Consider the following 23,375-nt stretch of genomic DNA (forward strand, 5'->3'; position numbering starts at 1 on the left):
AGGGGACGCCACCGACCCATGTGTCCAACAGAGTAAATCTAATGACCGAATCATTTGCCGAACTGTTTGAAGCCAGCCAGGCCAATCTGGCCAAGCTGAAGCCGGGCGCCATCGTCAGCGGTACCGTTGTTGAAGTCCGCGGCGACGTCGTGGTGATCAACGCTGGCCTGAAGTCCGAAGGCATCGTGCCGATCGAACAGTTCCGTAACGACGCTGGCGAAATCGACGTCGCCGAAGGCGACATCGTCAAGGTCGCCCTCGACTCGATCGAGAACGGCTTCGGCGAAACCGTCCTGTCGCGCGAGAAAGCCAAGCGCGCGATGGTGTGGGACGAGCTGGAAGAAGCGTTGGAAAAGAACGAAACCATCACCGGTCGCATCAGCGGCAAGGTCAAGGGTGGTTTCACCGTGGACATCAAGGATGTCCGCGCCTTCCTGCCGGGTTCCCTGGTCGATGTGCGCCCGGTGCGCGATCCGGCCTACCTGGAAGGCAAGGAACTCGAGTTCAAGCTCATCAAGCTGGACCGCAAGCGTAACAACGTCGTGGTCTCGCGCCGCGCTGTCGTCGAAAGCGAGCACTCGGAAGAGCGCGAGCAGCTGATGGACAAGCTGCAGGAAGGCGCGATCCTGAAGGGTGTCGTCAAGAACCTGACCGATTACGGCGCGTTCGTGGACCTGGGCGGTATCGACGGCCTGCTGCACATCACCGACATGGCGTGGAAGCGCGTGCGTCACCCGTCGGAAGTCGTGAACGTCGGCGACGAGCTGGACGTCCGCGTGCTGAAGTTCGACCGCGAGCGCAACCGCGTTTCGCTGGGCCTGAAGCAGCTGGGCGAGGATCCGTGGGACAACATCGGCCGTCGTTACCCGGCCAACAGCCGCGTCTTCGGCAAGGTCTCCAACGTCACCGATTACGGTGCGTTCGTTGAGATCGAGCCGGGCGTCGAAGGCCTGGTGCACGTCTCCGAGATGGATTGGACCAACAAGAACGTCAACCCGTCCAAGGTTGTCCAGGTTGGTGATGAAGTCGAAGTGATGGTGCTGGACGTCGATGAAGAGCGTCGCCGTATCTCGCTGGGCATGAAGCAGGTTGCCGCCAATCCGTGGGAAACCTTCGCTGCCACCCACAAGAAGGGTGACAAGGTGTCGGGCCAGATCAAGTCGATCACCGACTTCGGCATCTTCATCGGCCTGGACGGCGGCATCGACGGCCTGGTCCACCTGTCCGACATCAGCTGGAACACCACCGGCGAAGACGTCGTTCGCAACTTCAAGAAGGGCGATACCCTGGACGCCGTCGTCCTGGCTGTCGATCCGGAGCGCGAGCGCATCTCCCTGGGCGTGAAGCAGCTGGAGCAGGATCCGTTCGGCCAGTACATGGCTGCCAATCCGAAGGGCTCCAAGGTCGAAGGCGTGGTGAAGGAAGTCGACGCCAAGGGCGCGATCATCGAGCTGGCTGACGGCATCGAAGGTTACGTCTCGGCGCGCGACATCGCCAACGAGCGCGTTGACGACGCCACCCAGCACCTGAAGGTCGGCGACAAGGTCGAAGCCAAGTTCGTGGGCATGGACCGCAAGGGCCGTACCCTGCAGCTGTCGATCAAGGCCAAGGACGACGCTGAAATGCGCGAAGTGCTGGAGGAATACCAGTCCTCTTCGGCTTCCAGCGGCACCACCCAGCTGGGCGCGCTGCTGCGTGCACAGCTGAACGGCAACAAGTCCGAGTAATCGGCCTTACGCTGTTCGTTGTTTCCTGGACGGCCCGGGCATTGCCCGGGCCGTTTCAGGCTGAGATACCCCTGATGTGAGCCGGTAATGACCAAATCCGAACTGATCGAAATCCTTGCGCGCCGCCAGGCGCACCTGAAGGCCGATGATGTCGATCTGGCGGTGAAGTCGTTGCTGGAAATGATGGGCGGATCGCTGTCCGCCGGGGATCGCATCGAAATCCGTGGTTTTGGCAGCTTCTCGCTGCACTATCGTCCGCCGCGCCTGGGTCGCAACCCGAAGACCGGCGAATCGGTTGCCCTGCCGGGCAAGCACGTCCCTCATTTCAAGCCGGGCAAGGAACTGCGTGAGCGGGTCAGCAGTGTGCTGCCGCTGGACGCCGATCCGGCCTGAGCCTCCCGTCGCGCCACCGCGTGCGAATCCAGCCGCGAGTCGGATAAGCTACGGACTCCTGCCACTGGAGCTGTCGCATGAAGGTTTTTCGTCTGCTGGTCCTGCTGGCGGTTCTGATCCTTGGATTGATCATCGGTGCGGTCAACATGACCGCGATGTCGATCAACCTGCTGTTTACCCAACTGCATACCTCGGTGGGCGTGGCCCTGATCGCCGCGCTGCTGGTGGGTGTCATCGTCGGTGCCGGCCTGGTGCTGGTGAGCGTGGTCATTCCGCTCTACAGCCAGTTGCGCCGCGCCAACAAGTCCGCTGTCGCCACGCCGGCACCGGTTGCTTCCCCCCAATCTTTTGATGGACGCTGATCGAAGATGGATTTCGTCACCGAGTGGTTCTGGTTCTTCCTGTTCGTTCCGCTGGCCGCACTGGCCGGGTGGGTGATCGGACGGCGTGGTGGTCAACGCCACGGTGACAGCCAGGTCAGCCGCCTGTCCAGCACCTACTTCCGCGGCCTGAATTACCTGCTCAACGAGCAGCCGGACAAGGCCATCGAGCTGTTCCTGCACATCGCCGAGCTGGACAAGGAAACCTTCGAGACCCAGGTCGCGCTGGGCCACCTGTTCCGCCGCCGCGGCGAAGTCGACCGCGCCATCCGCCTGCACCAGGGCCTGGTCAACCGCCACGACCTCAGCGATGCGCAACGCGTGCAGGCGCTGCTGGCGCTGGGCGAGGACTACATGAAGTCCGGCCTGCTGGACCGCGCCGAGACCGTGTTCACCGAACTGGCCCAGCTGGACCAGCGTGCGCCGCAGGCACTCAAGCACCTGATCGGTATCTACCAGGCCGAGCGCGACTGGGAAAAGGCGATCGACAACGCGACCCGTTTCGAGGACGTCACCGGCGAGCCGATGGGCAAGCTGATCGGGCAGTTCGAGTGCGAACTGGCCGAACGCTTCCGCGGTGCTGGCAAGCTGGAAGAGGCGAGGGCAGCGATTGCCCGGGCCTACCAGGCCGATGCGATGTCGGTACGTGCCGGCATCATTGAAGGACGCCTGGAAACCGATGCCGGCAATCCGGAAGCGGCCGTACGCGCCTTCGAGCGCGCTGCGCGCAATGATCCGGAGTACCTGCCGGAGCTGTTGCCGGCGTTGATGCAGAACTACCGCAAGGTCGGCGATCTGGCAGGCGCACGCGCGTTCCTGTCGGAGATGACCGAGCACTACCGCGGCATCGCCCCGGTGCTGGCGCTGACCCGCCTGATGGAAGAGCAGGAGGGCGTGGCGCCAGCCCGTGCCTACCTGGGCCGCCAGCTCAAGGATCGCCCGTCGGTGCGTGGCGAGTCCGCGCTGATCGACCTGACCCTGGCTGAAGGCGCCGATTCCACGGCGACCCTGCACGACCTCAAGCACATCACCGACCAGTTGCTGGTGCGCAATCCGGCCTATCGCTGCACCCGTTGTGGTTTCGGTGCGCGCACCCACCACTGGCAGTGCCCGAGCTGCAAGGAGTGGGGTACGGTCAAGCCGCTGCTGAACTACGCGGTGCTCTGATCCATGCCGTGGCTCGTGATGGGCGCGCTGCTGGGCCTGGCCCTGCTGAGTGCGGCACTGACCTGGGCGGCGCGGGGCTATGCGCTGCGCCGACAACTGTTTGACCAGCCGGGCGAGCGGCGCAGCCATAGCGTGGCGACCCCCCGCGGCGGCGGCATCGCCATTGTCATCAGCCTGCTGGTGACCGCCGGTGTTGCCATGTGGGCCTGGCCCGAAGCGCGTCCGAGCCTGCTGGTCGCCAGCCTTGGCCTGGCGCTGGTGGCGGGTATCGGCTGGTGGGACGACCACCGGCCGCTGCCGGCCATGCGCCGCCTGATGGTGCACTTCATCGCCGCCGCGCTGCTGGCCGCGCTGGTCAAGGTCCACGGTGGCAGCTGGCTGCTGGCCGTGCTGGTCCTGCTGTTCACCGCCTCGCTGATCAACATCTGGAATTTCATGGATGGGATCAACGGCATCGCGGCCAGCCAAGCCATCGTGGTCGCGCTGGGGCTGGCGCCGCTGCTGCCCTGGCCGTACTCGCTGGTGGCGGTCGCGTTGGGCCTGGCCTGCCTGGGCTTCCTGCCGTTCAACTTCCCGCGGGCCCGGATCTTCATGGGCGATGTCGGGAGTGGCGCGCTGGGCTACGCGGTGGCGGCAGTGCTGGCACTGGCCAGCGTCAAGACCGACATCCACTGGATCCTGCTGCTGGTGTCGGCATCGCCGTTCCTTGTGGACGCAGGCTTCACACTGCTGGCGCGCATCATTTCCGGACAACGCTGGATGGAACCCCATACCCAGCATGTCTACCAGCGCGCGGTGCAGGCAGGAGCCAGTCACGCCCAGGTAACAGGGATGTACTTTGCTTTGGGCCTGTTCAGTATTACAGTGCTTAATGTCTGCTCCAATTTGCAGCCGAGGTGGGAGGCTGCCGTGGCGTTCGCGTGGTTCATTGCGCTGAGCGTCCTCTGGCTCCTCCTGCGCAATGGATTGCGCCACCCAAAAGGAAATACCTGACTTATGGCTTCACCCTGGCGGGACAGAATCCTCGGCCTGATGCCGCGTTCGGCCATCGTCTGCCACGACCTGTTCATGGTCTGGGCATGCTGGCAGCTGCTCCACGCGGGGCGGTATTCGATCCTGGCCAACGCCCCCGAGCTCCCTCTCTGGAACGTTGACACCACGCTGGTGCTGCTGCTGCAGGGCATGGTGTTCTGGCGCGTGGGCCTCTATCGGGGCCTGTGGCGGTTCGCCAGCGTCAGCGACCTGCTGAACATCTTCAAGGCCAGCTTCATCGGCATGGTCGCCATCGTGCTGGTGCTGATGTGGAAGCGCTTCGACGGCGTGCCCATGTCGGTGCTGGTGATCTATCCGTTCGCGCTGTCGGCGCTGCTGGGCGCGCCGCGCCTGCTGTACCGGGCCTGGAAGGACTATCAGGCACTGCAGTCGGACTCGTCCGCGCGCCGCGTGCTGATCCTGGGTGCCGGCCAGGCCGCCGAGACCCTGGTCCGTGACCTGCGCCGTTCCGGTAATTTCGAGCCGGTCGGCCTGCTGGACGATGCGCCGCACCTGCGCGGCGCCAAGCTGCAGGGCCTGCCGATCCTCGGCACCCTGGACGATGCGCCGACAGTGGTCCGGGAGACGGCAGCCAAGCTGCTGGTGATCGCCATCCCGTCGCTGGACGCGGCGGGCATGCAGCGGATCGTCGCCATCTGCGAGAGCACCGGCGTGCCGTTCCGCACCGTGCCCAAGCTCAGCGACATCCTGCAGGGCCAGTCGCTGCCGGGGCAGCTGAAGGAAGTGGCGATCGAGGATCTGCTGGGCCGCAAGCCGATCATGCCGGACTGGAACCTGATCCGTGGCTGGCTGGGCGGGCGTACGGTGATGGTCACTGGTGCCGGCGGTTCGATCGGCTCCGAGCTTTGCCGCCAGTGCGCACGGCATGGTGCCGGCCGCATCATCCTGCTCGAGATCAGCGAACTGCTGCTGCTGACCATCGAAGGCGAGCTGCGGCGCAGCTTCCCCGATGTCGAGATCGAAGCGGTGCTGGGCGACTGCGGTGACCCGGCGGTGATCCGCCACGCCCTGTCGCTGCATCCGGTCGACACCGCCTTCCATGCGGCTGCCTACAAGCACGTGCCGGTGCTGGAGCGGCAGCTGCGCGAAGCGGTGCGCAACAACATACTGGCCACCGAGAACGTGGCCCGCGCCTGCCTGGAAGCGCGCGTTGAGCATTTCGTGTTCATCTCCACCGACAAGGCGGTCGACCCGGTCAATGCACTGGGCGCCAGCAAGCGCTATGCGGAGATGATCTGCCAGAGCCTGGACCAGAAGTCCACGCATACCCGTTTCGTTACGGTGCGCTTCGGCAACGTGCTGGCCTCGGCCGGCAGCGTCGTGCCGCTGTTCCGCGAACAGATCCTGCGTGGCGGTCCGGTGACCGTCACCGACCCGGAAGTCAGTCGCTACTTCATGACCATCCCGGAGGCCTGCCAGCTGATCCTGCAGGCGGCCGCTTCGGCATCGCATGGTGCGATCTATACGCTCGACATGGGCGAGCCGGTGCCGATCCGCGTGCTGGCCGAGCAGATGATCCGCCTGGCCGGCAAGCAGCCGTACAAGGACATTCCGATCATCTACACCGGGCTGCGTCCGGGCGAGAAGCTGCACGAGACGCTGTTCTATTCGGACGAGGACTACCGTTCCACCGCGCACCCGAAGATTCTCGAGGCCGGTGTACGTACGTTCTCGCGTGACCTGGTGCTGGGCAATGTCCCGCGCCTGCGCGATGCCGTGGCTGGTTATGACACGACCAGCATCCAGGAGATCCTGTTCGCGACGATGCCGGAGTTCTCTCCCATCGAACAGGATGCTTACATTTCATCCGCTAAAGTCGTGCCCTTTCCAGCACGTGAGGCCAACAGGCACCAATGAGCAAGCGAATTCGCAAGGCAGTTTTTCCAGTGGCAGGGCTCGGGACGCGCTTTTTGCCGGCAACCAAGACGGTTCCGAAGGAAATGTTGCCGATCATTGATCGTCCGCTGATCCAGTACGCCGTGGATGAAGCGATTGAAGCCGGTTGCGACACGCTGGTGTTCATCACCAACCGCTACAAGCATGCCGTGGCCGACTACTTCGACAAGGCCTACGAACTGGAGCAGAAGCTCGAGCGAGCCGGCAAGCAGGAGCAGCTGGAGATGATCCGCCATGTGCTGCCCAATGGCGTGCGCGCGATCTTCGTGACCCAGGCCGAAGCACTGGGCCTGGGCCATGCGGTGCTGTGCGCCAAGGCCGTGATCGGTGACGAGCCGTTCGCGGTGCTGCTGCCGGACGACCTCATCTGGAACCGCGGCGACGGCGCACTGAAGCAGATGGCAGACCTCAACGAGGCCAGTGGTGCCAGCGTGATTGCCGTTGAAGACGTGCCGCACGACAAGACTGCCAGCTACGGCATCGTTGCCACTGACGCGTTCGACGGCCGCAAGGGGCGCATTTCGCAGATCGTGGAGAAGCCCAAGCCGGAGGACGCGCCGAGCGATCTGGCGGTGGTTGGCCGTTATGTGCTGAGCCCGAAGATTTTCGAGTTGCTGGAACAGACCGGCAGTGGTGCCGGTGGCGAGATCCAGCTGACCGATGCGATCGCGCAGCTGCTGAAGACCGAAGAGGTCGATGCCTACCGCTTCGAGGGCACCCGCTTCGACTGCGGCACGCACCTGGGGCTGGTGGAGGCGACGATCCGCTTCGCGCTGGACAACCCGAAGCTGGCAGGGCCGGCGCGGGAGAAACTGACGGCGATGTTGGCGGAGTAAGGTTTATCAAGCGCTCCGTGCTGCGCCTTGATTGATACGTGGGGGAGGGGGCGGATGGCCCTCTCCAAAACACGCCAAAGCCCTTCCTTGGTGCTCGATGGCGCCATCCATGGCGCCAACGGTTTTGGAGAGGGCCATCCGCCCCCTCTCGACAGTTTCCGTGTGGCGCGGACGGGAAGGGCGGAATCAAGGGCAAAAGCAAAAGCAAAAGCAAAAAGGCAGCCGGTGGCTGCCTTTTTTGCTTGTTGGGGTCAGAGCCCTTTGCTGCGCAAAGGGCTCTGACCCCAGACTTTGCTTCTGCTCACCCCTCCGCCGCGTGGAATGCTGGCTGGCACGGGTGGGTGAGGCTGACCGGGACCGTTGGCGCCATGGATGGCGCCATCGAGCCCCCAGGGACGGGTTCACGGCGTGTCCCGGGCAGTCTCACCCACCCGGGCCCTGCAGTACGCCGACATCCCGACCGGCAACGCTTTGAACCTTACAGCGCCTCGAAAATACCCGCTGCGCCCATGCCGGTGCCGATGCACATCGTCACCATGCCGTACTTCTGCTGGCGACGGCGCAGGCCGTGCAGCAGGGTTGCGGTGCGGATCGCGCCGGTCGCACCCAGCGGGTGGCCCAGGGCAATCGCGCCACCCAGCGGGTTGACCTTGTTCGGGTCCAGGCCGCAATCGCGGATCACCGCCAGCGACTGCGCGGCGAACGCTTCGTTCAGTTCAATCCAGTCCAGCTGGTCCTGGGTCAGGCCGGCCTGCTTCAGTGCCTTCGGGATCGCGGCGATCGGGCCGATGCCCATCACTTCCGGGCGCACGCCGGCTACCGAGAAGCTGACGAAACGAGCCAGCGGGGTCAGGCCGTAATCCTTGATCGCCTGTTCCGAGGCCAGCAGCACGGCACCGGCGCCGTCGCTCATCTGCGACGAGTTGCCAGCAGTGACGGTGCCGCCGAACTGGCCGTTGCGGAACACCGGGCGCAGCTTGGCCAGGCCTTCAGCCGAGGAATCCGGGCGCGGGCCTTCGTCGGTGTCGGCGATCTTGTTGCGGGTGATGATGCGCTGGCCATCGGCCAGGTCCGGCAGGTGCGAGACGATCTCGTACGGGCTGATCTCGTCCTTGAACTCGCCGTTCTGGATCGCGGCCATGGCCTTCTGGTGCGAGGCCAGGGCGAAGGCGTCCTGGTCTTCGCGCGAGACCTTCCACTCTTCAGCCACCTTTTCGGCGGTGATGCCCATGCCGTAGGCGATGGCCACGTGGTCGTTGTCGAACACGCTCGGCGCCATGGCGATCTTGTTGCCCATCATCGGCACCATCGACATCGATTCGGTGCCACCGGCCAGCATCAGGTCGGCGTTGCCCAGGCGGATCGCGTCGGCGGCCTGCGCCACGGCCTGCAGGCCGGAGGAGCAGAAGCGGTTCACGGTCTGCGCGGCGATGGTGTTGGGCAGGCCGGCCAGCAGCACGCCGATGCGCGCCACGTTCATGCCCTGCTCGGCTTCCGGCATGGCGCAGCCGATGATCGCGTCATCGATGCGGTTGACGTCCACGCCCGGGGCCTGGGCGACGACGCTGCGCAGCACGTGCGCAAGCATGTCGTCGGGGCGGGTGTTGCGGAACATGCCCTTGGGCGCCTTGCCAACCGGGGTACGGGTGGCGGCGACGATGTAGGCGTCCTGGATTTGCTTGGTCATTGCAGTGATCTCTCGAATAGGTTTTGCCGGTGTGCCCACCAAGGTGGGCACCTACCAGAGGCAGAGGGATGCCGGCCAGGGGCCGGCACCCGCCATCAATCAGTTACGCAGCGGCTTGCCGGTCTTCAGCATGTGCGCGATGCGGGCCTGGGTCTTTTCCTGCTGGGCCAGTTCGACGAAGTGCTTGCGCTCCAGGGTCAGCAGCCACTCTTCGTCCACCAGGGTGCCGCGGTCGACCTTGCCACCGCACAGCACGGTGGCGATGCGCTCGGCGATCTCGTAGTCGTACGGGCTGATGAAACGGCCTTCCAGCATGTTGACCAGCATCATCTTGAAGGTGGCGATACCCACGTCGCCGGCCACCTGGATGCGGCGTGCCGGCAGCGGCGGACGGTAGCCCGCTTCGGCCAGGGCGCGCGCTTCGGCCTTGGCGATGTGCAGGGCCTCGTAGCTGTTGAACACCACCTTGTCGGTGCTGCGCAGCAGGCCCAGTTCCTTGGCGTTGACCGCCGAGTTGGAGACCTTGGCCATCGCCACGGTTTCGAAGGTCTTCTTCAGTTCGGCGAACACGTCACCGCCCGGGCCGGCGGCCTGCGAGGCGCGCACGGCCAGTTCCTTCAGGCCACCACCGGCCGGCAGCAGGCCGACGCCGGCCTCGACCAGGCCGATGTAGCTTTCCAGGAAGGCCACGGTCTTGGCGCTGTGCATCTGGAACTCGCAGCCACCACCCAGCGCCAGGCCACGCACGGCAGCCACCACCGGCACCAGCGAGTACTTGATGCGCTGGCTGGTGCGCTGGAAGTTGGCGACCATCTCTTCGAACTGGTCGACCTTGCCGGCCTGCAGCAGGCCGAGCGCACCGGCCAGGTCCGCGCCGGCGGAGAAGGGTTCCTTCTGCTGCCAGATCACCAGGCCCTGGAAGCTCTTTTCGGCAAGTGACACGCATTCCTGCAGGCCGTCGAGCACCTGGTCGGACACGGTGTTCATCTTGGTCTTGAAGCTGACCACGGCGATGCCATCACCGTCGTGCCACATGCGCAGGCCGTCGTTCTCGAACACGGTCTCGCCCGGCGCGAACTTCTCGCCCAGCAGCGGATCGGGGAAGCGCTGGCGCTGATACACCGGCAGCGACGAGCGCGGCAGCTTGGCGTTGCGCGACGGGCTGTAGCTGCCCTCGGCGGCGTGCACGCCGTCGCGGCCATCGAACACCCAATCCGGCAGCGGGGCGTTGCTCATGCTCTTGCCGGCGACGATGTCATCAGCAATCCACTGTGCCACCTGCTTCCAGCCGGCGGCCTGCCAGGTTTCGAACGGGCCCAGCGACCAGCCGTAGCCCCAGCGGATGGCGAGGTCGACGTCGCGGGCGGTCTCGGCGATGTCGGCCAGGTGGTAGGCGCTGTAGTGGAACAGGTCGCGGAAGGTCGCCCACAGGAACTGCGCCTGCGGGTGCTGGCTCTCGCGCAGCTTGGCGAACTTCTCCGCCGGGTTCTTGATCTTCAGGATCTCGACCACTTCCGGTGCGGCGGTGCGATCAGCAGCGCGGTAGTCCTGCTTTTCCAGGTCGAGGACGACGATGTCCTTGCCGACCTTGCGGAAGATGCCGGCGCCGGTCTTCTGGCCCAGCGCGCCCTTGGCGATCAGCGCGTCCAGCCACTTCGGCGACTTGAAGAATTCATGCCACGGGTCGTTGGGCAGGGTATCGCCCATGGTCTTGATGACGTGGGCCATGGTGTCCAGGCCGACCACGTCGGAGGTGCGGTAGGTGGCCGACTTCGGGCGGCCGACCAGCGGGCCGGTCAGGCCGTCCACTTCATCGAAGCCCAGGCCGAACTGCTGGGTGTGGTGGATGGTGGACAGGATCGAGAACACGCCGATGCGGTTGCCGATGAAGTTCGGGGTGTCCTTGGCGTACACCACGCCCTTGCCCAAGGTGGTGACCAGGAATTCTTCCAGGCCTTCCAGCACGGCGGCGTCGGTGGTGGTGGCCGGGATCAGCTCGGCCAGGTGCATGTAGCGCGGCGGGTTGAAGAAATGCACGCCGCAGAAGCGGTGGCGCAGCTGCTCGGGCAGCACGTCGGCCAGCTTGTTGATGCCCAGGCCCGAGGTGTTGGAGGCCAGCACCGCGTGGTCGGCCACGAACGGCGCGATCTTCTTGTACAGGTCCTGCTTCCAGTCCATGCGCTCGGCGATGGCCTCGATGATCAGGTCGCAGTCCTTCAGCTGCTCCAGGCCGGACTCGTAGTTGGCCGGGGTGATGGCTTCGGCCAGCGACTTGCTGGCCAGCGGCGCCGGGCTCAGCTTGCCCAGGTTGGCGATCGCCTTCAGCACGATGCCGTCGGCCGGGCCTTCCTTGGCGGGCAGGTCGAACAGCACGGTGTCGACGCCAGCGTTGGTGAGGTGGGCGGCGATCTGGGCACCCATGACGCCGGCACCCAGCACGGCGGCGCGGCGGACTAGCAGGGAATTGGACATGGTGTAGGGCCTTTGTTGGTCAGCAGTTACTGGGTGGAATCAAAGGGAAGCGGGCAGGGCGCTGGCGCGTGCGGCGGCGCGGAACCCGGCTTCGGCGAAATGGATCAGTTCGCGGGCGGCATGGGCACGATGCGCCGCTTCGGTGACACCGGCGGGACGCTTGATCAGCCCGAAGTCGGCCATGGCATAGGTGAGCGAGCCGGCCAGGAAGTCCAGGCGCCAGTACAGCTCTTCCTTGCTCAGGTCAGGCGCGCATTCGGCAATCGCCTTGCCGAACGCACGCAGCACGTGACCGTAGTGGTCGGACAGGAACTTGCGCAGGTTGTCGTTCTTCTCTGCGTAGGCGCGGGCGATCACGCGCACGAAGGCGCCGCCGTTCTGGCGGTCCTGGGCCAGCGCCAGTGCCGGCTCGACGAAGGCGGCCAGCACCGGGCGCAGCTGCCCGGGGTGTTCGCTGCGGGCGCGCTCGAGCTGCGCCAGGCGCGCGCCGGTCATCTCGTCCATGCGGCGGCGGAACACCTCGTTGACCAGGTTTTCCTTGGAGCCGAAGTGGTAGTTGACCGCAGCGATGTTGACGTCGGCCTGGCTGGTCACCTGGCGCAGCGAAGTGCCGGCGAAGCCGTGCTGTGCGAACAGCTCCTCGGCCGCGCCGAGGATCCGGTCCTTGGTCGAGAAGTGGGCGGGTTTGGCCATCGGTGGGCGGACCTTAATCAAACGATTGTTTGATACTAGGACCAGACGGTAGCGTATGACATTTTGCAGTGCAGCAAAAATGCCCGGACCGGTCAGATTTCACTCAGGTGGGTGAATGGGCGCAAAGGGTAGTGCCGGCCGCTGGCCGGCAACCGCAGGCAGCCCGTGGGGCGCCAGCCTGCCGGCCAGCGGCCGGCACTACCACCCTGCCGCTTTATCTTTTACAATTCGCCTACGTTTATCAGGCTAAGCCCGCGTCCCGACGCGGGTTTTTTTCATGTTACCCTTCGGGCCATCAGCGGCCCGATTCCATTGGAGACATCCCATGGCGCTGGAGCGCACCCTTTCGATCATCAAGCCGGACGCCGTTGCCAAGAACGTCATCGGCGAAATCTACGCCCGCTTCGAGAAGGCCGGCCTGAAGGTCGTGGCCGCCAAGTACAAGCAGCTGTCGCGCCGTGAAGCCGAAGGCTTCTACGCCGTGCACCGCGAGCGTCCGTTCTTCAACGCGCTGGTCGAGTTCATGATCTCCGGCCCGGTGATGATCCAGGCCCTGGAAGGCGAGAACGCCGTCCTGGCCCACCGCGACCTGCTGGGCGCCACCAACCCGAAGGAAGCCGCTGCGGGCACCATCCGCGCCGACTTCGCCGAATCCATCGATGCCAACGCCGCCCACGGCTCGGACTCGGTCGAGAATGCCGCGATTGAAATCGCCTACTTCTTCGCCGCCACCGAAGTCGTTTCGCGCTGAGAGTAATGCCGTGAACGAGGTCGTACAGTCCCCCGCCATCCAGCCGCTGCCGAAGTCGGCACCCACGGCTGGCAAGCAGAACCTGCTCGACCTCGATCGCGCGGGCCTGGAGAAGTTTTTCGTCGAGGTTCTCGGCGAGAAGAAGTTCCGTGCCCATCAGGTGATGAAGTGGATCCACCATCGCTACGTCACCGACTTCGATGAAATGACCGACCTCGGCAAGGTCCTGCGCGCCAAGCTGCAGGCCCATGCCGAGGTGCTGGTTCCCAACATCGTGTTCGACAAGCCCTCTGCCGACGGCACCCACAAGTGGCTGCTGGCGATGGGCGTGGATGGCAAGAACGCCATCGAGACCGTGTACATCCCGGACAAGACCCGCGGCACGCTGTGCGTGTCCTCGCAGGTCGGTTGCGGCCTGAACTGCACGTTCTGCTCCACCGCCACCCAGGGCTTCAACCGCAACCTGACCACCGCCGAGATCATCGGCCAGGTGTGGGTTGCCGCACGCCACCTGGGCAACGTGCCGCACCAGATGCGCCGCCTCACCAACGTGGTGATGATGGGCATGGGCGAGCCGCTGATGAATTTCGACAACGTCGTGCGCGCCATGAGCGTGATGCGCGACGACCTGGGCTACGGCCTGGCCAACAAGCGCGTGACCCTGTCGACCTCCGGCCTGGTGCCGCAGATCGACCGCCTGTCTGCCGAAAGCGACGTGTCGCTGGCGGTGTCGCTGCATGCGCCGAACGATGCGCTGCGCGAGACCCTGGTGCCGCTCAACAAGAAGTACCCGATCGCCGAGCTGATGGCCTCGTGCGCACGTTACCTGCGCGCCAACAAGCGCCGTGAATCGGTCACCTTCGAATACACCCTGATGAAGGGCATCAACGACAAGCCCGAGCATGCCCGCGAGCTGGCCCGCCTGATGCGGCAGTTCGACAACGCGGTGCAGGCCAAGGATTCGGGCAAGGTCAACCTGATTCCCTTCAACCCGTTCCCGGGTACCCGCTACGAGCGTTCGGAAGAAGCGCACATCCGTGCCTTCCAGAAGATCCTGCTCGACAGCAACGTGCTGACCATGGTCCGCCGCACCCGTGGCGACGACATCGACGCCGCCTGTGGCCAGCTCAAGGGCCAGGTGATGGACCGCACCCGCCGCCAGGCGGAGTTCAACAAGACGCTGCAGGCGGGGAAGGGGAGCGATGCCGCGGCCTGACCGCCTCTGGCTGGTTCTGTTCGCAGGCATGCTGGCCGTTGCGGTCGGCGGCTGCAAATCCCATCCCAAGGCCCGGCTGGGCCCCAGCGAGGCGCCGGTCTACTCGGTCCGTGATCCGGACAGCGTGCGGCGCCAGGTGCGCCTGCAGGACCTGCTGGCCCTGGCCGCCCGCGACATGCAGGTGGGCAACCTCGATGCGGCCGAGCGCAAGGCGCGCGAGGCGCTGAAGCTGGCCCCCGAGTCGCCCGATGCGCTGGTGCTGCTGGCCGGCATCGACGAGCGCCGTGGCCGGACCCAGCAGGCTGGCGAGAGCTTCCGCAGGGCTGCCGAGCAGGCACCGCAGCGCGGGGACATTCTCAATAATTACGGCGCGTGGCTGTGCCAGCAGGGCCGGCCGGCCGAGTCGCTGGTCTGGTTCGATCGTGCGCTGCAGGCGCCGGGCTACGCCACGCCGGCCGAGTCCCAGGCCAATGCCGGGGGCTGTGCGCTGGATGCCGGCCAGTTCGAACGTGCCGAGCGCGACCTGCGTGCGGCGCTGGCAACGCTGCCGGGAAACCCGGTCGCGCTGGAGGCGATGGCCCAGCTCAGCTTCCGCCAGGGCCGCTTCATGGAGGCCCGGGCCTTCGCCGAACGTAGGATTGCGGCTGCACCCGCAACGCGTTCCGTGTTACAACTTGCGTCTCAAATCGAAGCGCGGCTGGGAGATCGGGCGGCATCTGACCGCTATCTTCAGCGCATTCGACAGGAATTTCCGCAGGAAGCGGGCTCCTAACTCCAGGGTTGATGCATTGTGATTGATGACCAGACTGTGAGCGCTCTCGAGACTGCGGCCGGCTGCGGCAGCCGCCTGCGCCAGGCCCGCGAGGCGGCCGGACTGACCCTCGAAGATGTCGGCTCGCGCCTGCGCATGCCGGTCCAGGTGGTCAAGTCGCTGGAAGAGGAGCAATGGCAGAAGCTGGGGGCGCCGGTGTTCGTGCGCGGCCAGCTGCGCAGCTACGCGCGCCTGCTGGACGTGGATGTGAGCCAGCTGCTGGAGCAGGCCCAGGTCGGCCCGGTGGTTCCGCCCACCCTGGTCAGCCATACCCATACCCCGCGTGCGCGCCGCATTGCCGAGAATCTCGGCCGTCGCGTGCTGTATGTCGGTATCACCGCGGTGCTGGCGGTGCCGGTGTGGTTCGCCACCCGTGGTCATTTTGATGGCAGTGCGACGCCGTCGCCGAACACCGCTTCGCTGGACGCGATCCCGGCCGCTGTGCCGGTGACCCCGTCTGCCGCGGGCGTCGAGCCGGCCGCCGTGGCTGACGTGGCGAGCGCCCCGGCCAGCAAGCCGGCCGCCACCCCGTACGTAGCCTCGCTGGCCCCGGTGCCGCGTTCAGCCCCGGCACCGGCGGCTGCCGCCAACACGCTGGACATGCAGTTCAGCGGCGACAGCTGGGTCGATATCGGCGGCCCGGACGGCGCTACCGTCGAGAAGGCGCTGATCAAATCCGGCGAGAGCCGCAGCTTCACGCCGGGCCAGGTGACCCGGGTGACCCTGGGCAACGCCTCGGCGGTCCAGGTTCAGCAGAACGGCGCTATCGTCGATCTGACCCCCTACCAGCGAGCCAACGTGGCACGCTTTCAGGTATCCTCTGAAGGCTCCGTAGTCCCGGTTTCGCACTGAGGCGCGGTTTCACCACCTTCGATTAATCCCAATGGTCCCTCCCGATGGGCGGGGCGAGAGTACGCATGGCGATCGACGATCTGCTCGACGAGCACGAACAAAGTGAACGCGTCCGCAGCTGGCTGCGGAAGAATGGCGCCAGCATCCTCGGTGGCGTAGTCATCGCCATCGGTGCCATTGCCGGCTGGCAGTGGTACCAGAAGGATCAGGGCGGCAAGCTGGCCTCGGCCAATGTCGAGTACCAGAAGGCGCTCGTTGGCCTGCAGCAGAACAAGCTCGACGACGCCTCCAAGGCGGTCAAGGCGCTCGAAGCCGGCCCGTCCAGCATCTACGGCGACCTCGCGGCGCTGCAGCTGGCCAAGGCCCAGGTCGACGCCGGCAAGAACGAAGAAGCCCTGGCCACCCTGCGCGGCGTGAAGGTCGAAGGTGACCTGCAGCGCGTGGTCGACCAGCGTGTGGCCCGCCTGCTGGTGGCCACCGGCAAGAGTGACGAGGCGATCAAGCTGCTGGGCAGCGCCACCGACAGCAGCAGCCTGGAAATCCATGGCGACGCGCTGATGGCGCAGGGCAAGCGTGACGACGCCCGTGCACAGTACGAGAAAGCGCTGAAGTCGCTGGACGTGGCAGCGCCGCAGCGGCGCCTGCTGGAAACCAAGGTTATGGACGCCGGCGGCACCGTTGCCGCCCCTGCGGAGTCGGTTTGATGAGTCAGAAGGTCATGATCACCCGCGTCGCCACCGTGCTCTTGATGGGCATGGCCCTGACCGGCTGCAGCACCGTGAAGGGCTGGTTCGCCGGCAAGGACGCGGCCGCGAAGAAGGCACAGGAACCGGCTGAGCTGGTCAAGTTCGAGCCGACCGTGAAGGTCAACAAGGCCTGGTCGGTCAACCTCGGCAAGGGCGAGCGCCGCATCGGCGTGCGCCAGGGCCCGGCCGTGGCCAACGGCCACGTGTTCGCTGCGGCACTCACCGGTGGCGTGCACGCCATCGACCTGCAGACCGGCAAGAAGGTCTGGACCTGGGAGCCGAAGAAAGAAAAGAAGAAGGCCAAGCTGCGCCTGTCCGGCGGCCCGGGGGTCGGTGAGAACCTGGTCGTGATCGGCACGCTCGATGGCCAGGTCATCGCCCTGGACATCAACGACGGCAGCGAGAAGTGGCGCGCCCGTGTTCCGGGTGAAGTCATCGCCGCGCCGGCCATCGCCCAGGGCGCGGTCTACGTGCGCAGCAATGACGGCCGCATCACCGCATTCGATGCCGGCAACGGCACCCAGAAGTGGTTCAACCCGAGCGAGCTGCCGGCGCTGACCGTGCGTGGCAACGCGCCGGTGGTGACCGGCCCGGGCGTGCTGTTCATCGGCAAGGACGAGGGCGCGGTTGCCGCCCTGGCCCAGCAGGATGGCCGCACCCTGTGGGAACAGAATGTGGGCAACGGTGAAGGCCGTACCGAGCTGGAGCGCATGGCCGATGTCGACGGTGCGCCGGTGCTGGATGGCAACACCCTGTTCGTGAGCAGCTTCAAGAACCAGACGATGGCCATCGAAGGCCCGACCGGTCGCCCGCTGTGGGCGCGCGACCATGGCGGTGCCGGTGGCGTGGCGGTCTCGTCTGGCAATGTGTTCGTCACCGACAACAAGGGCGGCGTGTTCGGCCTGGACAAGGCCAGCGGTGCGGCGATGTGGTCGCAGACCGCACTGGCCCGTCGCTCGCTGACCGGCCCGGCACTGCACGGCGACTACGTCGTGGTCGGCGACTACAAGGGATACGTGCACTGGCTGCAGACCTCCGATGGTGCGATGGCGGCACGGGCAAAGAGCGGCGGTGACGCCCTGCTGGCCCAGCCAATCGTCGTAGACGGGGTGCTGCTGGTGCAGAACGTTGATGGCAAGCTGACCGCCTTCCGGTTGGCAAATTAAAAATTGGAGTAATCGCGATGCTGCCTTTGGTCGCCCTGGTTGGACGGCCGAATGTCGGCAAGTCGACTATTTTCAATGCGCTTACGCGCACCCGTGACGCGCTGGTCCATGACCAGCCCGGCGTCACCCGCGACCGCAACTACGGTGTCTGCCGTCTGGACGAGGACAATCATTTCCTCGTCGTCGACACCGGCGGTATCGCGGAAGAGGAAGAGGGTCTGGCAGGGGCTACCACCCGCCAGGCCCGTGCCGCTGCGGCGGAAGCCGACCTGATCCTGTTCGTGGTCGATGCCCGTGAGGGTACCTCGGCGATGGACGACGAGATCCTGGCCTGGCTGCGCAAGCTGTCGCGCCCGACGCTGCTGCTGATCAACAAGATCGACGGCACCGACGAGGACACCGTGCGTTCGGAGTTCGCCCGTTACGGCTTCGGCGAGATGCTGACCGTGTCGGCCGCGCACCGCCAGGGTCTGGACGACCTGCTGGACGAAGTGGTCCAGCGCCTGCCGGAAGAAGGCAGCGGCGAAGAGCTGGACAACGATCCGAACCGCATCCGCATCGCCTTCGTCGGCCGCCCGAACGTGGGCAAGTCCACCCTGGTCAACCGCATCCTCGGCGAGGAGCGCATGATCGCCTCCGACGTGCCGGGCACCACCCGCGACTCGATCGCAGTGGACCTGGAGCGTGATGGCCGCGAGTACCGCCTGATCGACACCGCCGGCCTGCGCCGTCGTTCGCGTGTGGACGAGGTCGTCGAGAAGTTCTCGGTGGTCAAGACCATGCAGTCGATCGAGCAGTGCCAGGTGGCCGTGCTGATGCTCGACGCCACCGAAGGCGTGACCGACCAGGACGCCACCGTGCTCGGTGCCGTGCTCGATGCCGGCCGCGCGCTGGTGATCGCCATCAACAAGTGGGATGGCCTGACCGAGTACCAGCGCGAGCAGGCGGAAACCATGCTGTCGCTGAAGCTGGGCTTCGTGCCGTGGGCCGAGTCCGTGCGCATCTCGGCCAAGCATGGCTCGGGCCTGCGTGAGCTGTTCCGTGCGGTGCACCGCGCGCACGAATCGGCGAACAAGACCTTCACCACCAGCGAAGTGAACAAGGCGCTGGAAGTGGCGTACGAGACCAACCCGCCGCCGACCATCCGCGGCCACGTCTCCAAGCTGCGTTACGTGCACCCGGCCGGGGCAAACCCGCCGACCTTCATCGTGCACGGCACGCGCCTGAAGGAACTGCAGGAATCGTACAAGCGCTACCTGGAGAACTTCTTCCGCAAGCGCTTCAAGCTGATCGGCACCCCGGTGAGCTTCATCTTCCGCGAGGGTACCAACCCGTATGAGGGCAAGAAGAACGTCCTCACCGAGCGGCAGGTCAAGGCCAAGCGGCGCTTGATGAAGCACGTCAAGGGCAAGTGATGCAGAGAAAGGCGGCCGCAGGGCCGCCTTTTTCGTTTGTGGTAGTGCCGGCCGCTGGCCGACAACCCCCGTGTTCGCAGATACCGGTCGACGCGGTCCGGCGCCCCGTGCCCGACAATGCGGCCATGAGCATCGAAGAGATTCCCCCGCGCAGGCGCGTGAGCGCCTGGCCTGAGGCGCTGTGCTGATTGATGTGCGCTGGGCGGTCGCTGGGGGACCTACCTCGATGTGGAACTCGACGAGGGGACCTTTCAGCGACGGGATTTGGGCATGGACGCTTCTTTAGGGCCAGGACTGGATTCGACTTATGCAATTCCTTCTGTCATCTGCCTGGCTGAGGCCAGCACGAATTCATCCTGATAATGACCAGCGGCAACGGAGAGTCCAACCGGGCAATTGTCGACAGTCAGCAACGGCATGGAAATCTCGGGCAGCCGCGCGACACCGGAAAAGGCGGTGATCGCCATTGTCCTATCGTAGAAGTCCAGCACGGCTTCCAGCGTCGTCAGCGATCCCTTGAGAGGGGCAATGACAGGCGTCGTGGGGAAGCAGATGACGGTTTCGGGCATGAGGAAAGCATTGATCCTCTCGAAGAACCATTCGCAGCGGGTGATGCTGTCGAGTGCGGTAAGCCGGTCGAACGATTGCACATTTCCATACGCCATGGAGAAGGCAAAGCCAAGCTCGGGCTTGTGTGTTTCGATCCAGCTGCCAACCGTGCTCTGGAATTCGGCCGTCTGCAGATTCCGAAGCGCCTTCACATTGCAATCGACTAGCGGAACGTCCGCGCCGACGATCTGCGAGAAGCGGACTGTCTCCGGCTCGATGCCTGTGCGGGTGGCGATCGCCTGCAAGGCGGCCTCCGCCTGGTTTCTCACTGCTTCGTCAGCAATGTCCAGCGCATCGGCGAGGACCAGGATACGTCGCAGCGGCGCCGGCTGGCTTGAGCTGCTGCGCAGCAAAACCCGTGTCGCTGCATCAAGCAGGTTCAATGATGCGGCAACGACGCCCACCGTGCTGACGCTCGGCATGAAGGGCAGCACGCCGGCTTCGGAAATCCGATGCAGGGATGGGCGCATGCCCCAAATACCGCACAGGCTCGCAGGAACACGGATTGAGCCGCCCGAATCGGTGCCGATGGAGAAATCGGCCACGCCATTGGCGACCGACGCTGCCGATCCACTTGAAGAGCCGCCGGGAATGCGATCTGGAGCCCTGGCATTCACCGGCGTGCCGAAGAATTGGCTTTCGCCGTCGAGGCTATACGTGAATTCGTCCGCGACGACCTTACCCACGCAGCGCGCGCCCGCAGCCAATACCTGATCGACGCAAAGCGCATTGAGCTTCGGCGCAGGATGCCTGGCCCGCCAAGCGGGGCTGCCATAGGAGGTCTTATGACCCGCCAGATCGATATTGTCCTTCACCGTGAAGGTTGTTCCCTCCAAAGGCCCGGCTCCAAGCGGTGCTATGTCGGTCCTTTCGACGATCGAGCCGGACGGATCATCAGGGTAACTACTGTGCATGCTCATCTCGTGGTCGGTTCCGAAGCGTTGTGGCGATTGTCCGTGCGAACATCGGCCTAATAGTATGAAACCCGAACGCTGCTGTTGCGGGCGCGCTGGGCGTGCCAGCCAGGCATGGGTTTGGTTCTCGATGTCTCGATCATGGCGGACTGCTGCGACGTGCGCGGCAATGCGGCAACGCGCATGGGATGCCTCGGCCGCGCCGCGATGTTGAAGCCGGTTGCACCTGGCTTGTAGCGGGGATCGATTCCGGCAGCTGCACCTGCCCCGTGATGCTTGCCCAGACCAGGGTCGTACCCAGTGCACCTGCCAGGTACGCCACCGACACCGCCCCGATCAGCAGGCCCGCGGCATGCTCCAGCCATGGAAGCAATCGGCAACACCCCTGTGCCCTGCGCGGATGGCTGCCGAGCCACGCCATCAGCAGGCCGAGCGACAGCGCGACGCCGCTCAGGCCGGCCACGTAAGCGGCCTTGGTGCCAGTGTCGGCAACGAGGCCGGTAAGCAGGGCAGCCAACGCGAACTGCAGCATCCAGTTGCTGGTGCTGGCGAGCGCCAACAGGCATCCAGCCTCGGCGTGCGGCCAACGGGAGCGGGCCCTCAGGCCCCAGGGCATCTGCAGGGAAAGCGGAGAGAGGGTGGTCAGCCCGGCATCGCGCAGGCACATGCCCGCCAGGCGCAGCAGCAGGAGGCAGCCCGTGCACTGCATCGCCAGCGTCCACAGGCCGCGGTTTCCCACCATGGCCGCTGCAACGAAAGCCGTGGCGCAGATGACGCCCGTACCGGTGGCGATACCGAACGACGCGGCCATGGCGGCGTGCCCGCCCGCGCCCATTGCGGTGCGCAGGATCTTCGCGTGATTGGAAGCAGGCAGGAGCATGGCGAAGCCGTACAGCACCGCGACGATGAAGAACTGCTGCACGTAAACCTGCCACCGACCTACAGAAAGTGCCGAGTGTGGGCTGGTGCGGACGCGCGGTATTGAACGCTATTGCGACAGGCGCGAATCGCCGGCATCAGCCCACCCACAGCGACACGACGATCCATAGCGCCAGCGCAATCATCAGGAGCCCTGCGGCGCGCTCCAGCCAGGGCAGGGCGCGTGCGAATCGGCCCAGCACCCACGGGTGGCCGACCAGCGCGGCTACCAGCAGATCCCATAGCAGGACGATGCCGAACATCCACGCGCCATAGAAGAACTTTGTTGCGGCGCTGGCCTGCGGGCCGTTGAGCATTGCCGCCAACGTTGCGTAGAACAGCGCATTCTTCGGGTTCAGCAGCGCAGACAGGGCGCCCAGCCCTGCCGCCTTCCACCATCCGTGGGCACCGTCCGCTCGCGATCCGGCGGCAGCGTCAGTTGCCTGCAGCGTCGTCGAACCCGCATGGCGCAGGAACAGCGTGCCGAGGTACAGCAGGAACCCGCAGCCCGCCAACTGCACCGCAATGAACCCTGCGCTGCCCGCGCGCAGCATGGCCATTCCAGTGAAAGCCGCCACGATGAAGACGCCGTTGCCAACGGCGATGCCTGCGCAGGCGCCACTGGCGGTGCGCCAGCCAGAGGTGATCGCGGTGCGTGCAACGAGGAAGAAATCGAGACCGGGTGATAGCAGGGCGAGAAAATGAACGGTGGCGATGATCAGGAACTGTTCCATCGGGTCCGGCGGCGGCTGGCTGGGGCGCCAGTCTGGGGATGTGCCGCGCGGTGGTATTGAACGTTATTGCGGGCTCAACGCCGGTACTGGCCCGGGGTCGCACCGGCGTGGGCCTTGAAGACCCGCTGGAAATGACTCTGGTCGGCAAAGCCCAGTGCATGCGCGACCACGGCCAGCGCTTCGCCTTCGCATAGCCGCCGACGCGCCTCCTGGATGCGTTGGTCGATCTGCCAGGCGTGTGGGGTCAGGCCCGTGGCACGTCGGAAGGCGCGGATCAGCTGGTAGCGGCTCATGCCTGCCAGCGATGCGAGCTCCTGCAGGGCCGGGGTGTGTTCGAGCCGCTGGCGCAGAACGTCCATCACCGGTTGCAGCCGCTGCTGTAGTGCGGCGTCTTCAGGCGGGCCGGCGACGGCTACACCATCGTGTTCATCAAGATCGCCGACGAACGCGATCAGGGCCGCTTCCTTGACGCTGACCGGATCGTCGGAGAACAGCGTCTCGTTGAGCTGGCAGTACTGCTGGTAGCGCAGGTGATGGTTGGAAATCCGGATGGGTTCCTGCTGCCAGTCGGGTCCGGGCAGGCCGTCATACTCGGCGCGGACTTCGGCCATCCAGCGCGCATCCAGGTGCAACATCTGGTAGCTCCAGACCTGGCCGGGCAGGGGGTTGCAGGCATGCACGCGGCCTGCGGGTACGCCGACCAGATTGCCGGGCTGCAGCAGACGCGGCCCTTTCGCGGCGCCGGTGAACAGGCTGCTGCCGGCGTCCACGGCGCCGATCGAGAAGGTGTCATGGCTGTGCGGGCGATGGCAGGCGCGGCTGTCGCACGCCCGTCGGCTTTCGACGAAGGGCATGCGCGGGTCACGCCAGAATTCGGTGGCAGAGCGCATGCAGCGGTTCCGGGATGGAGGGAGCAACGCCCGCATGGTGCCATGTTCG

Annotated in this window: 21 protein-coding genes; 14 read left to right on the forward strand and 7 right to left on the reverse strand. The window is 65.5% G+C overall.

The genetic code is table 11. The features are described from left to right. Positions 1-41: 41 nt before the first annotated feature. The 7 genes from rpsA to galU all read left to right on the forward strand — a co-directional run bounded on the left by rpsA (position 42) and on the right by galU (position 7,452). Positions 42-1,727: a 30S ribosomal protein S1 gene (gene rpsA, locus ACZLHH_RS09510; RefSeq protein ID WP_005416230.1), complete on the forward strand. Its 1,686-nt coding sequence runs from the start codon at positions 42-44 to the stop codon at positions 1,725-1,727. Positions 1,728-1,814: 87 nt separating this feature from the next. Further along, positions 1,815-2,120 (forward strand): integration host factor subunit beta, encoded by a 306-nt coding sequence (locus ACZLHH_RS09515; protein WP_005409286.1) that lies wholly within the window; start codon positions 1,815-1,817, stop codon positions 2,118-2,120. Between the two features lie 77 nt (positions 2,121-2,197). Beyond that, positions 2,198-2,482 carry a LapA family protein gene (locus tag ACZLHH_RS09520; RefSeq protein ID WP_010484569.1) on the forward strand — a complete coding sequence of 95 codons (285 nt, stop codon included), beginning with the start codon at positions 2,198-2,200 and terminating at the stop codon, positions 2,480-2,482. Between the two features lie 6 nt (positions 2,483-2,488). Continuing rightward, positions 2,489-3,667, forward strand: coding sequence for a lipopolysaccharide assembly protein LapB (lapB, locus tag ACZLHH_RS09525; protein WP_005416232.1), 1,179 nt, complete (start codon positions 2,489-2,491; stop codon positions 3,665-3,667). 3 nt (positions 3,668-3,670) lie between these two features. Further along, on the forward strand, positions 3,671-4,660 hold the full coding sequence (locus tag ACZLHH_RS09530; RefSeq protein WP_180845193.1) for an MraY family glycosyltransferase: 990 nt from the start codon (positions 3,671-3,673) through the stop codon (positions 4,658-4,660). Positions 4,661-4,663: 3 nt separating this feature from the next. Continuing rightward, on the forward strand, positions 4,664-6,577 hold the full coding sequence (locus tag ACZLHH_RS09535) for a polysaccharide biosynthesis protein (RefSeq protein ID WP_032130079.1): 1,914 nt from the start codon (positions 4,664-4,666) through the stop codon (positions 6,575-6,577). After that, positions 6,574-7,452, forward strand: a complete 879-nt coding sequence (galU, locus tag ACZLHH_RS09540) for a UTP--glucose-1-phosphate uridylyltransferase GalU (RefSeq protein WP_019336276.1) — start codon at positions 6,574-6,576, stop codon at positions 7,450-7,452. The genes ACZLHH_RS09535 and galU overlap by 4 nt, the downstream gene beginning before the upstream one ends. 478 nt (positions 7,453-7,930) lie before the next feature. Here galU and ACZLHH_RS09545 read toward each other — a convergent pair whose 3' ends face one another. The 3 genes from ACZLHH_RS09545 to ACZLHH_RS09555 all read right to left on the reverse strand — a co-directional run bounded on the left by ACZLHH_RS09545 (position 7,931) and on the right by ACZLHH_RS09555 (position 12,304). Then, positions 7,931-9,139, reverse strand: coding sequence for an acetyl-CoA C-acyltransferase (locus ACZLHH_RS09545; protein WP_049399460.1), 1,209 nt, complete (start codon positions 9,137-9,139; stop codon positions 7,931-7,933). 99 nt (positions 9,140-9,238) lie between these two features. Next, a complete protein-coding gene (locus ACZLHH_RS09550) occupies positions 9,239-11,611 on the reverse strand; it encodes a 3-hydroxyacyl-CoA dehydrogenase/enoyl-CoA hydratase family protein (RefSeq protein ID WP_149909098.1) in 2,373 nt (790 codons plus the stop codon). Between the two features lie 39 nt (positions 11,612-11,650). Further along, positions 11,651-12,304: a TetR/AcrR family transcriptional regulator gene (locus ACZLHH_RS09555; RefSeq protein ID WP_180845192.1), complete on the reverse strand. Its 654-nt coding sequence runs from the start codon at positions 12,302-12,304 to the stop codon at positions 11,651-11,653. Between the two features lie 325 nt (positions 12,305-12,629). Between ACZLHH_RS09555 and ndk the strand changes: the two genes are divergently transcribed. The 7 genes from ndk to der all read left to right on the forward strand — a co-directional run bounded on the left by ndk (position 12,630) and on the right by der (position 19,261). After that, a complete protein-coding gene (ndk, locus tag ACZLHH_RS09560; protein WP_008265389.1) occupies positions 12,630-13,055 on the forward strand; it encodes a nucleoside-diphosphate kinase in 426 nt (141 codons plus the stop codon). A 10-nt stretch (positions 13,056-13,065) separates the two neighbouring features. Then, a complete protein-coding gene (gene rlmN / locus ACZLHH_RS09565; RefSeq protein WP_005409296.1) occupies positions 13,066-14,271 on the forward strand; it encodes a dual-specificity RNA methyltransferase RlmN in 1,206 nt (401 codons plus the stop codon). Next, positions 14,258-15,043 (forward strand): type IV pilus biogenesis/stability protein PilW, encoded by a 786-nt coding sequence (gene pilW / locus ACZLHH_RS09570; protein ID WP_180845191.1) that lies wholly within the window; start codon positions 14,258-14,260, stop codon positions 15,041-15,043. The genes rlmN and pilW overlap by 14 nt, the downstream gene beginning before the upstream one ends. Positions 15,044-15,061: 18 nt before the next feature. After that, positions 15,062-15,934, forward strand: a complete 873-nt coding sequence (locus ACZLHH_RS09575) for a RodZ domain-containing protein (protein WP_032130492.1) — start codon at positions 15,062-15,064, stop codon at positions 15,932-15,934. Positions 15,935-15,999: 65 nt separating this feature from the next. Next, positions 16,000-16,638: a YfgM family protein gene (locus ACZLHH_RS09580; RefSeq protein ID WP_049399466.1), complete on the forward strand. Its 639-nt coding sequence runs from the start codon at positions 16,000-16,002 to the stop codon at positions 16,636-16,638. Further along, positions 16,638-17,846, forward strand: a complete 1,209-nt coding sequence (gene bamB / locus ACZLHH_RS09585) for an outer membrane protein assembly factor BamB (RefSeq protein WP_032130494.1) — start codon at positions 16,638-16,640, stop codon at positions 17,844-17,846. The genes ACZLHH_RS09580 and bamB overlap by 1 nt, the downstream gene beginning before the upstream one ends. Before the next feature lie 17 nt (positions 17,847-17,863). After that, the gene (der, locus tag ACZLHH_RS09590) at positions 17,864-19,261 is read left to right on the forward strand and encodes a ribosome biogenesis GTPase Der (protein WP_049453247.1); all 1,398 of its coding nucleotides are present in this window, start codon (positions 17,864-17,866) and stop codon (positions 19,259-19,261) included. A gap of 305 nt (positions 19,262-19,566) precedes the next feature. Here der and ACZLHH_RS09595 read toward each other — a convergent pair whose 3' ends face one another. The 4 genes from ACZLHH_RS09595 to ACZLHH_RS09610 form a co-directional block, all read right to left on the reverse strand. After that, positions 19,567-20,784 carry an amidase family protein gene (locus ACZLHH_RS09595; RefSeq protein WP_180845190.1) on the reverse strand — a complete coding sequence of 406 codons (1,218 nt, stop codon included), beginning with the start codon at positions 20,782-20,784 and terminating at the stop codon, positions 19,567-19,569. 139 nt (positions 20,785-20,923) lie between these two features. Continuing rightward, entirely contained in the window at positions 20,924-21,706 is a 783-nt protein-coding gene (locus tag ACZLHH_RS09600) for a lysine transporter LysE (RefSeq protein WP_180845189.1), read from the reverse strand. Positions 21,707-21,800: 94 nt separating this feature from the next. Next, a complete protein-coding gene (locus tag ACZLHH_RS09605) occupies positions 21,801-22,436 on the reverse strand; it encodes a LysE family translocator (RefSeq protein WP_180845188.1) in 636 nt (211 codons plus the stop codon). Positions 22,437-22,510: 74 nt separating this feature from the next. After that, the gene (locus tag ACZLHH_RS09610) at positions 22,511-23,326 is read right to left on the reverse strand and encodes a helix-turn-helix domain-containing protein (protein ID WP_180845187.1); all 816 of its coding nucleotides are present in this window, start codon (positions 23,324-23,326) and stop codon (positions 22,511-22,513) included. Positions 23,327-23,375 lie beyond the last annotated feature (49 nt).

This window comes from Stenotrophomonas sp. 28608_Sma (assembly GCF_056486185.1).

What these genes read in the sequence shown, in the direction of transcription:
- ACZLHH_RS09545 (WP_049399460.1), bottom strand. Translation starts at nt 9,139, where the DNA reads ATGACCAAGCAAATCCAGGACGCCTACATCGTCGCCGCCACCCGTACC.
- ACZLHH_RS09580 (WP_049399466.1), top strand. Translation starts at nt 16,000, where the DNA reads ATGGCGATCGACGATCTGCTCGACGAGCACGAACAAAGTGAACGCGTC.
- ACZLHH_RS09530 (WP_180845193.1), top strand. Translation starts at nt 3,671, where the DNA reads ATGCCGTGGCTCGTGATGGGCGCGCTGCTGGGCCTGGCCCTGCTGAGT.
- ACZLHH_RS09520 (WP_010484569.1), top strand. Translation starts at nt 2,198, where the DNA reads ATGAAGGTTTTTCGTCTGCTGGTCCTGCTGGCGGTTCTGATCCTTGGA.
- galU (WP_019336276.1), top strand. Translation starts at nt 6,574, where the DNA reads ATGAGCAAGCGAATTCGCAAGGCAGTTTTTCCAGTGGCAGGGCTCGGG.
- der (WP_049453247.1), top strand. Translation starts at nt 17,864, where the DNA reads ATGCTGCCTTTGGTCGCCCTGGTTGGACGGCCGAATGTCGGCAAGTCG.
- bamB (WP_032130494.1), top strand. Translation starts at nt 16,638, where the DNA reads ATGAGTCAGAAGGTCATGATCACCCGCGTCGCCACCGTGCTCTTGATG.
- rpsA (WP_005416230.1), top strand. Translation starts at nt 42, where the DNA reads ATGACCGAATCATTTGCCGAACTGTTTGAAGCCAGCCAGGCCAATCTG.
- ACZLHH_RS09610 (WP_180845187.1), bottom strand. Translation starts at nt 23,326, where the DNA reads ATGCGCTCTGCCACCGAATTCTGGCGTGACCCGCGCATGCCCTTCGTC.
- ACZLHH_RS09605 (WP_180845188.1), bottom strand. Translation starts at nt 22,436, where the DNA reads ATGGAACAGTTCCTGATCATCGCCACCGTTCATTTTCTCGCCCTGCTA.
- ACZLHH_RS09515 (WP_005409286.1), top strand. Translation starts at nt 1,815, where the DNA reads ATGACCAAATCCGAACTGATCGAAATCCTTGCGCGCCGCCAGGCGCAC.
- ACZLHH_RS09555 (WP_180845192.1), bottom strand. Translation starts at nt 12,304, where the DNA reads ATGGCCAAACCCGCCCACTTCTCGACCAAGGACCGGATCCTCGGCGCG.
- ACZLHH_RS09535 (WP_032130079.1), top strand. Translation starts at nt 4,664, where the DNA reads ATGGCTTCACCCTGGCGGGACAGAATCCTCGGCCTGATGCCGCGTTCG.
- ndk (WP_008265389.1), top strand. Translation starts at nt 12,630, where the DNA reads ATGGCGCTGGAGCGCACCCTTTCGATCATCAAGCCGGACGCCGTTGCC.
- pilW (WP_180845191.1), top strand. Translation starts at nt 14,258, where the DNA reads ATGCCGCGGCCTGACCGCCTCTGGCTGGTTCTGTTCGCAGGCATGCTG.
- ACZLHH_RS09595 (WP_180845190.1), bottom strand. Translation starts at nt 20,784, where the DNA reads ATGCACAGTAGTTACCCTGATGATCCGTCCGGCTCGATCGTCGAAAGG.
- lapB (WP_005416232.1), top strand. Translation starts at nt 2,489, where the DNA reads ATGGATTTCGTCACCGAGTGGTTCTGGTTCTTCCTGTTCGTTCCGCTG.
- ACZLHH_RS09550 (WP_149909098.1), bottom strand. Translation starts at nt 11,611, where the DNA reads ATGTCCAATTCCCTGCTAGTCCGCCGCGCCGCCGTGCTGGGTGCCGGC.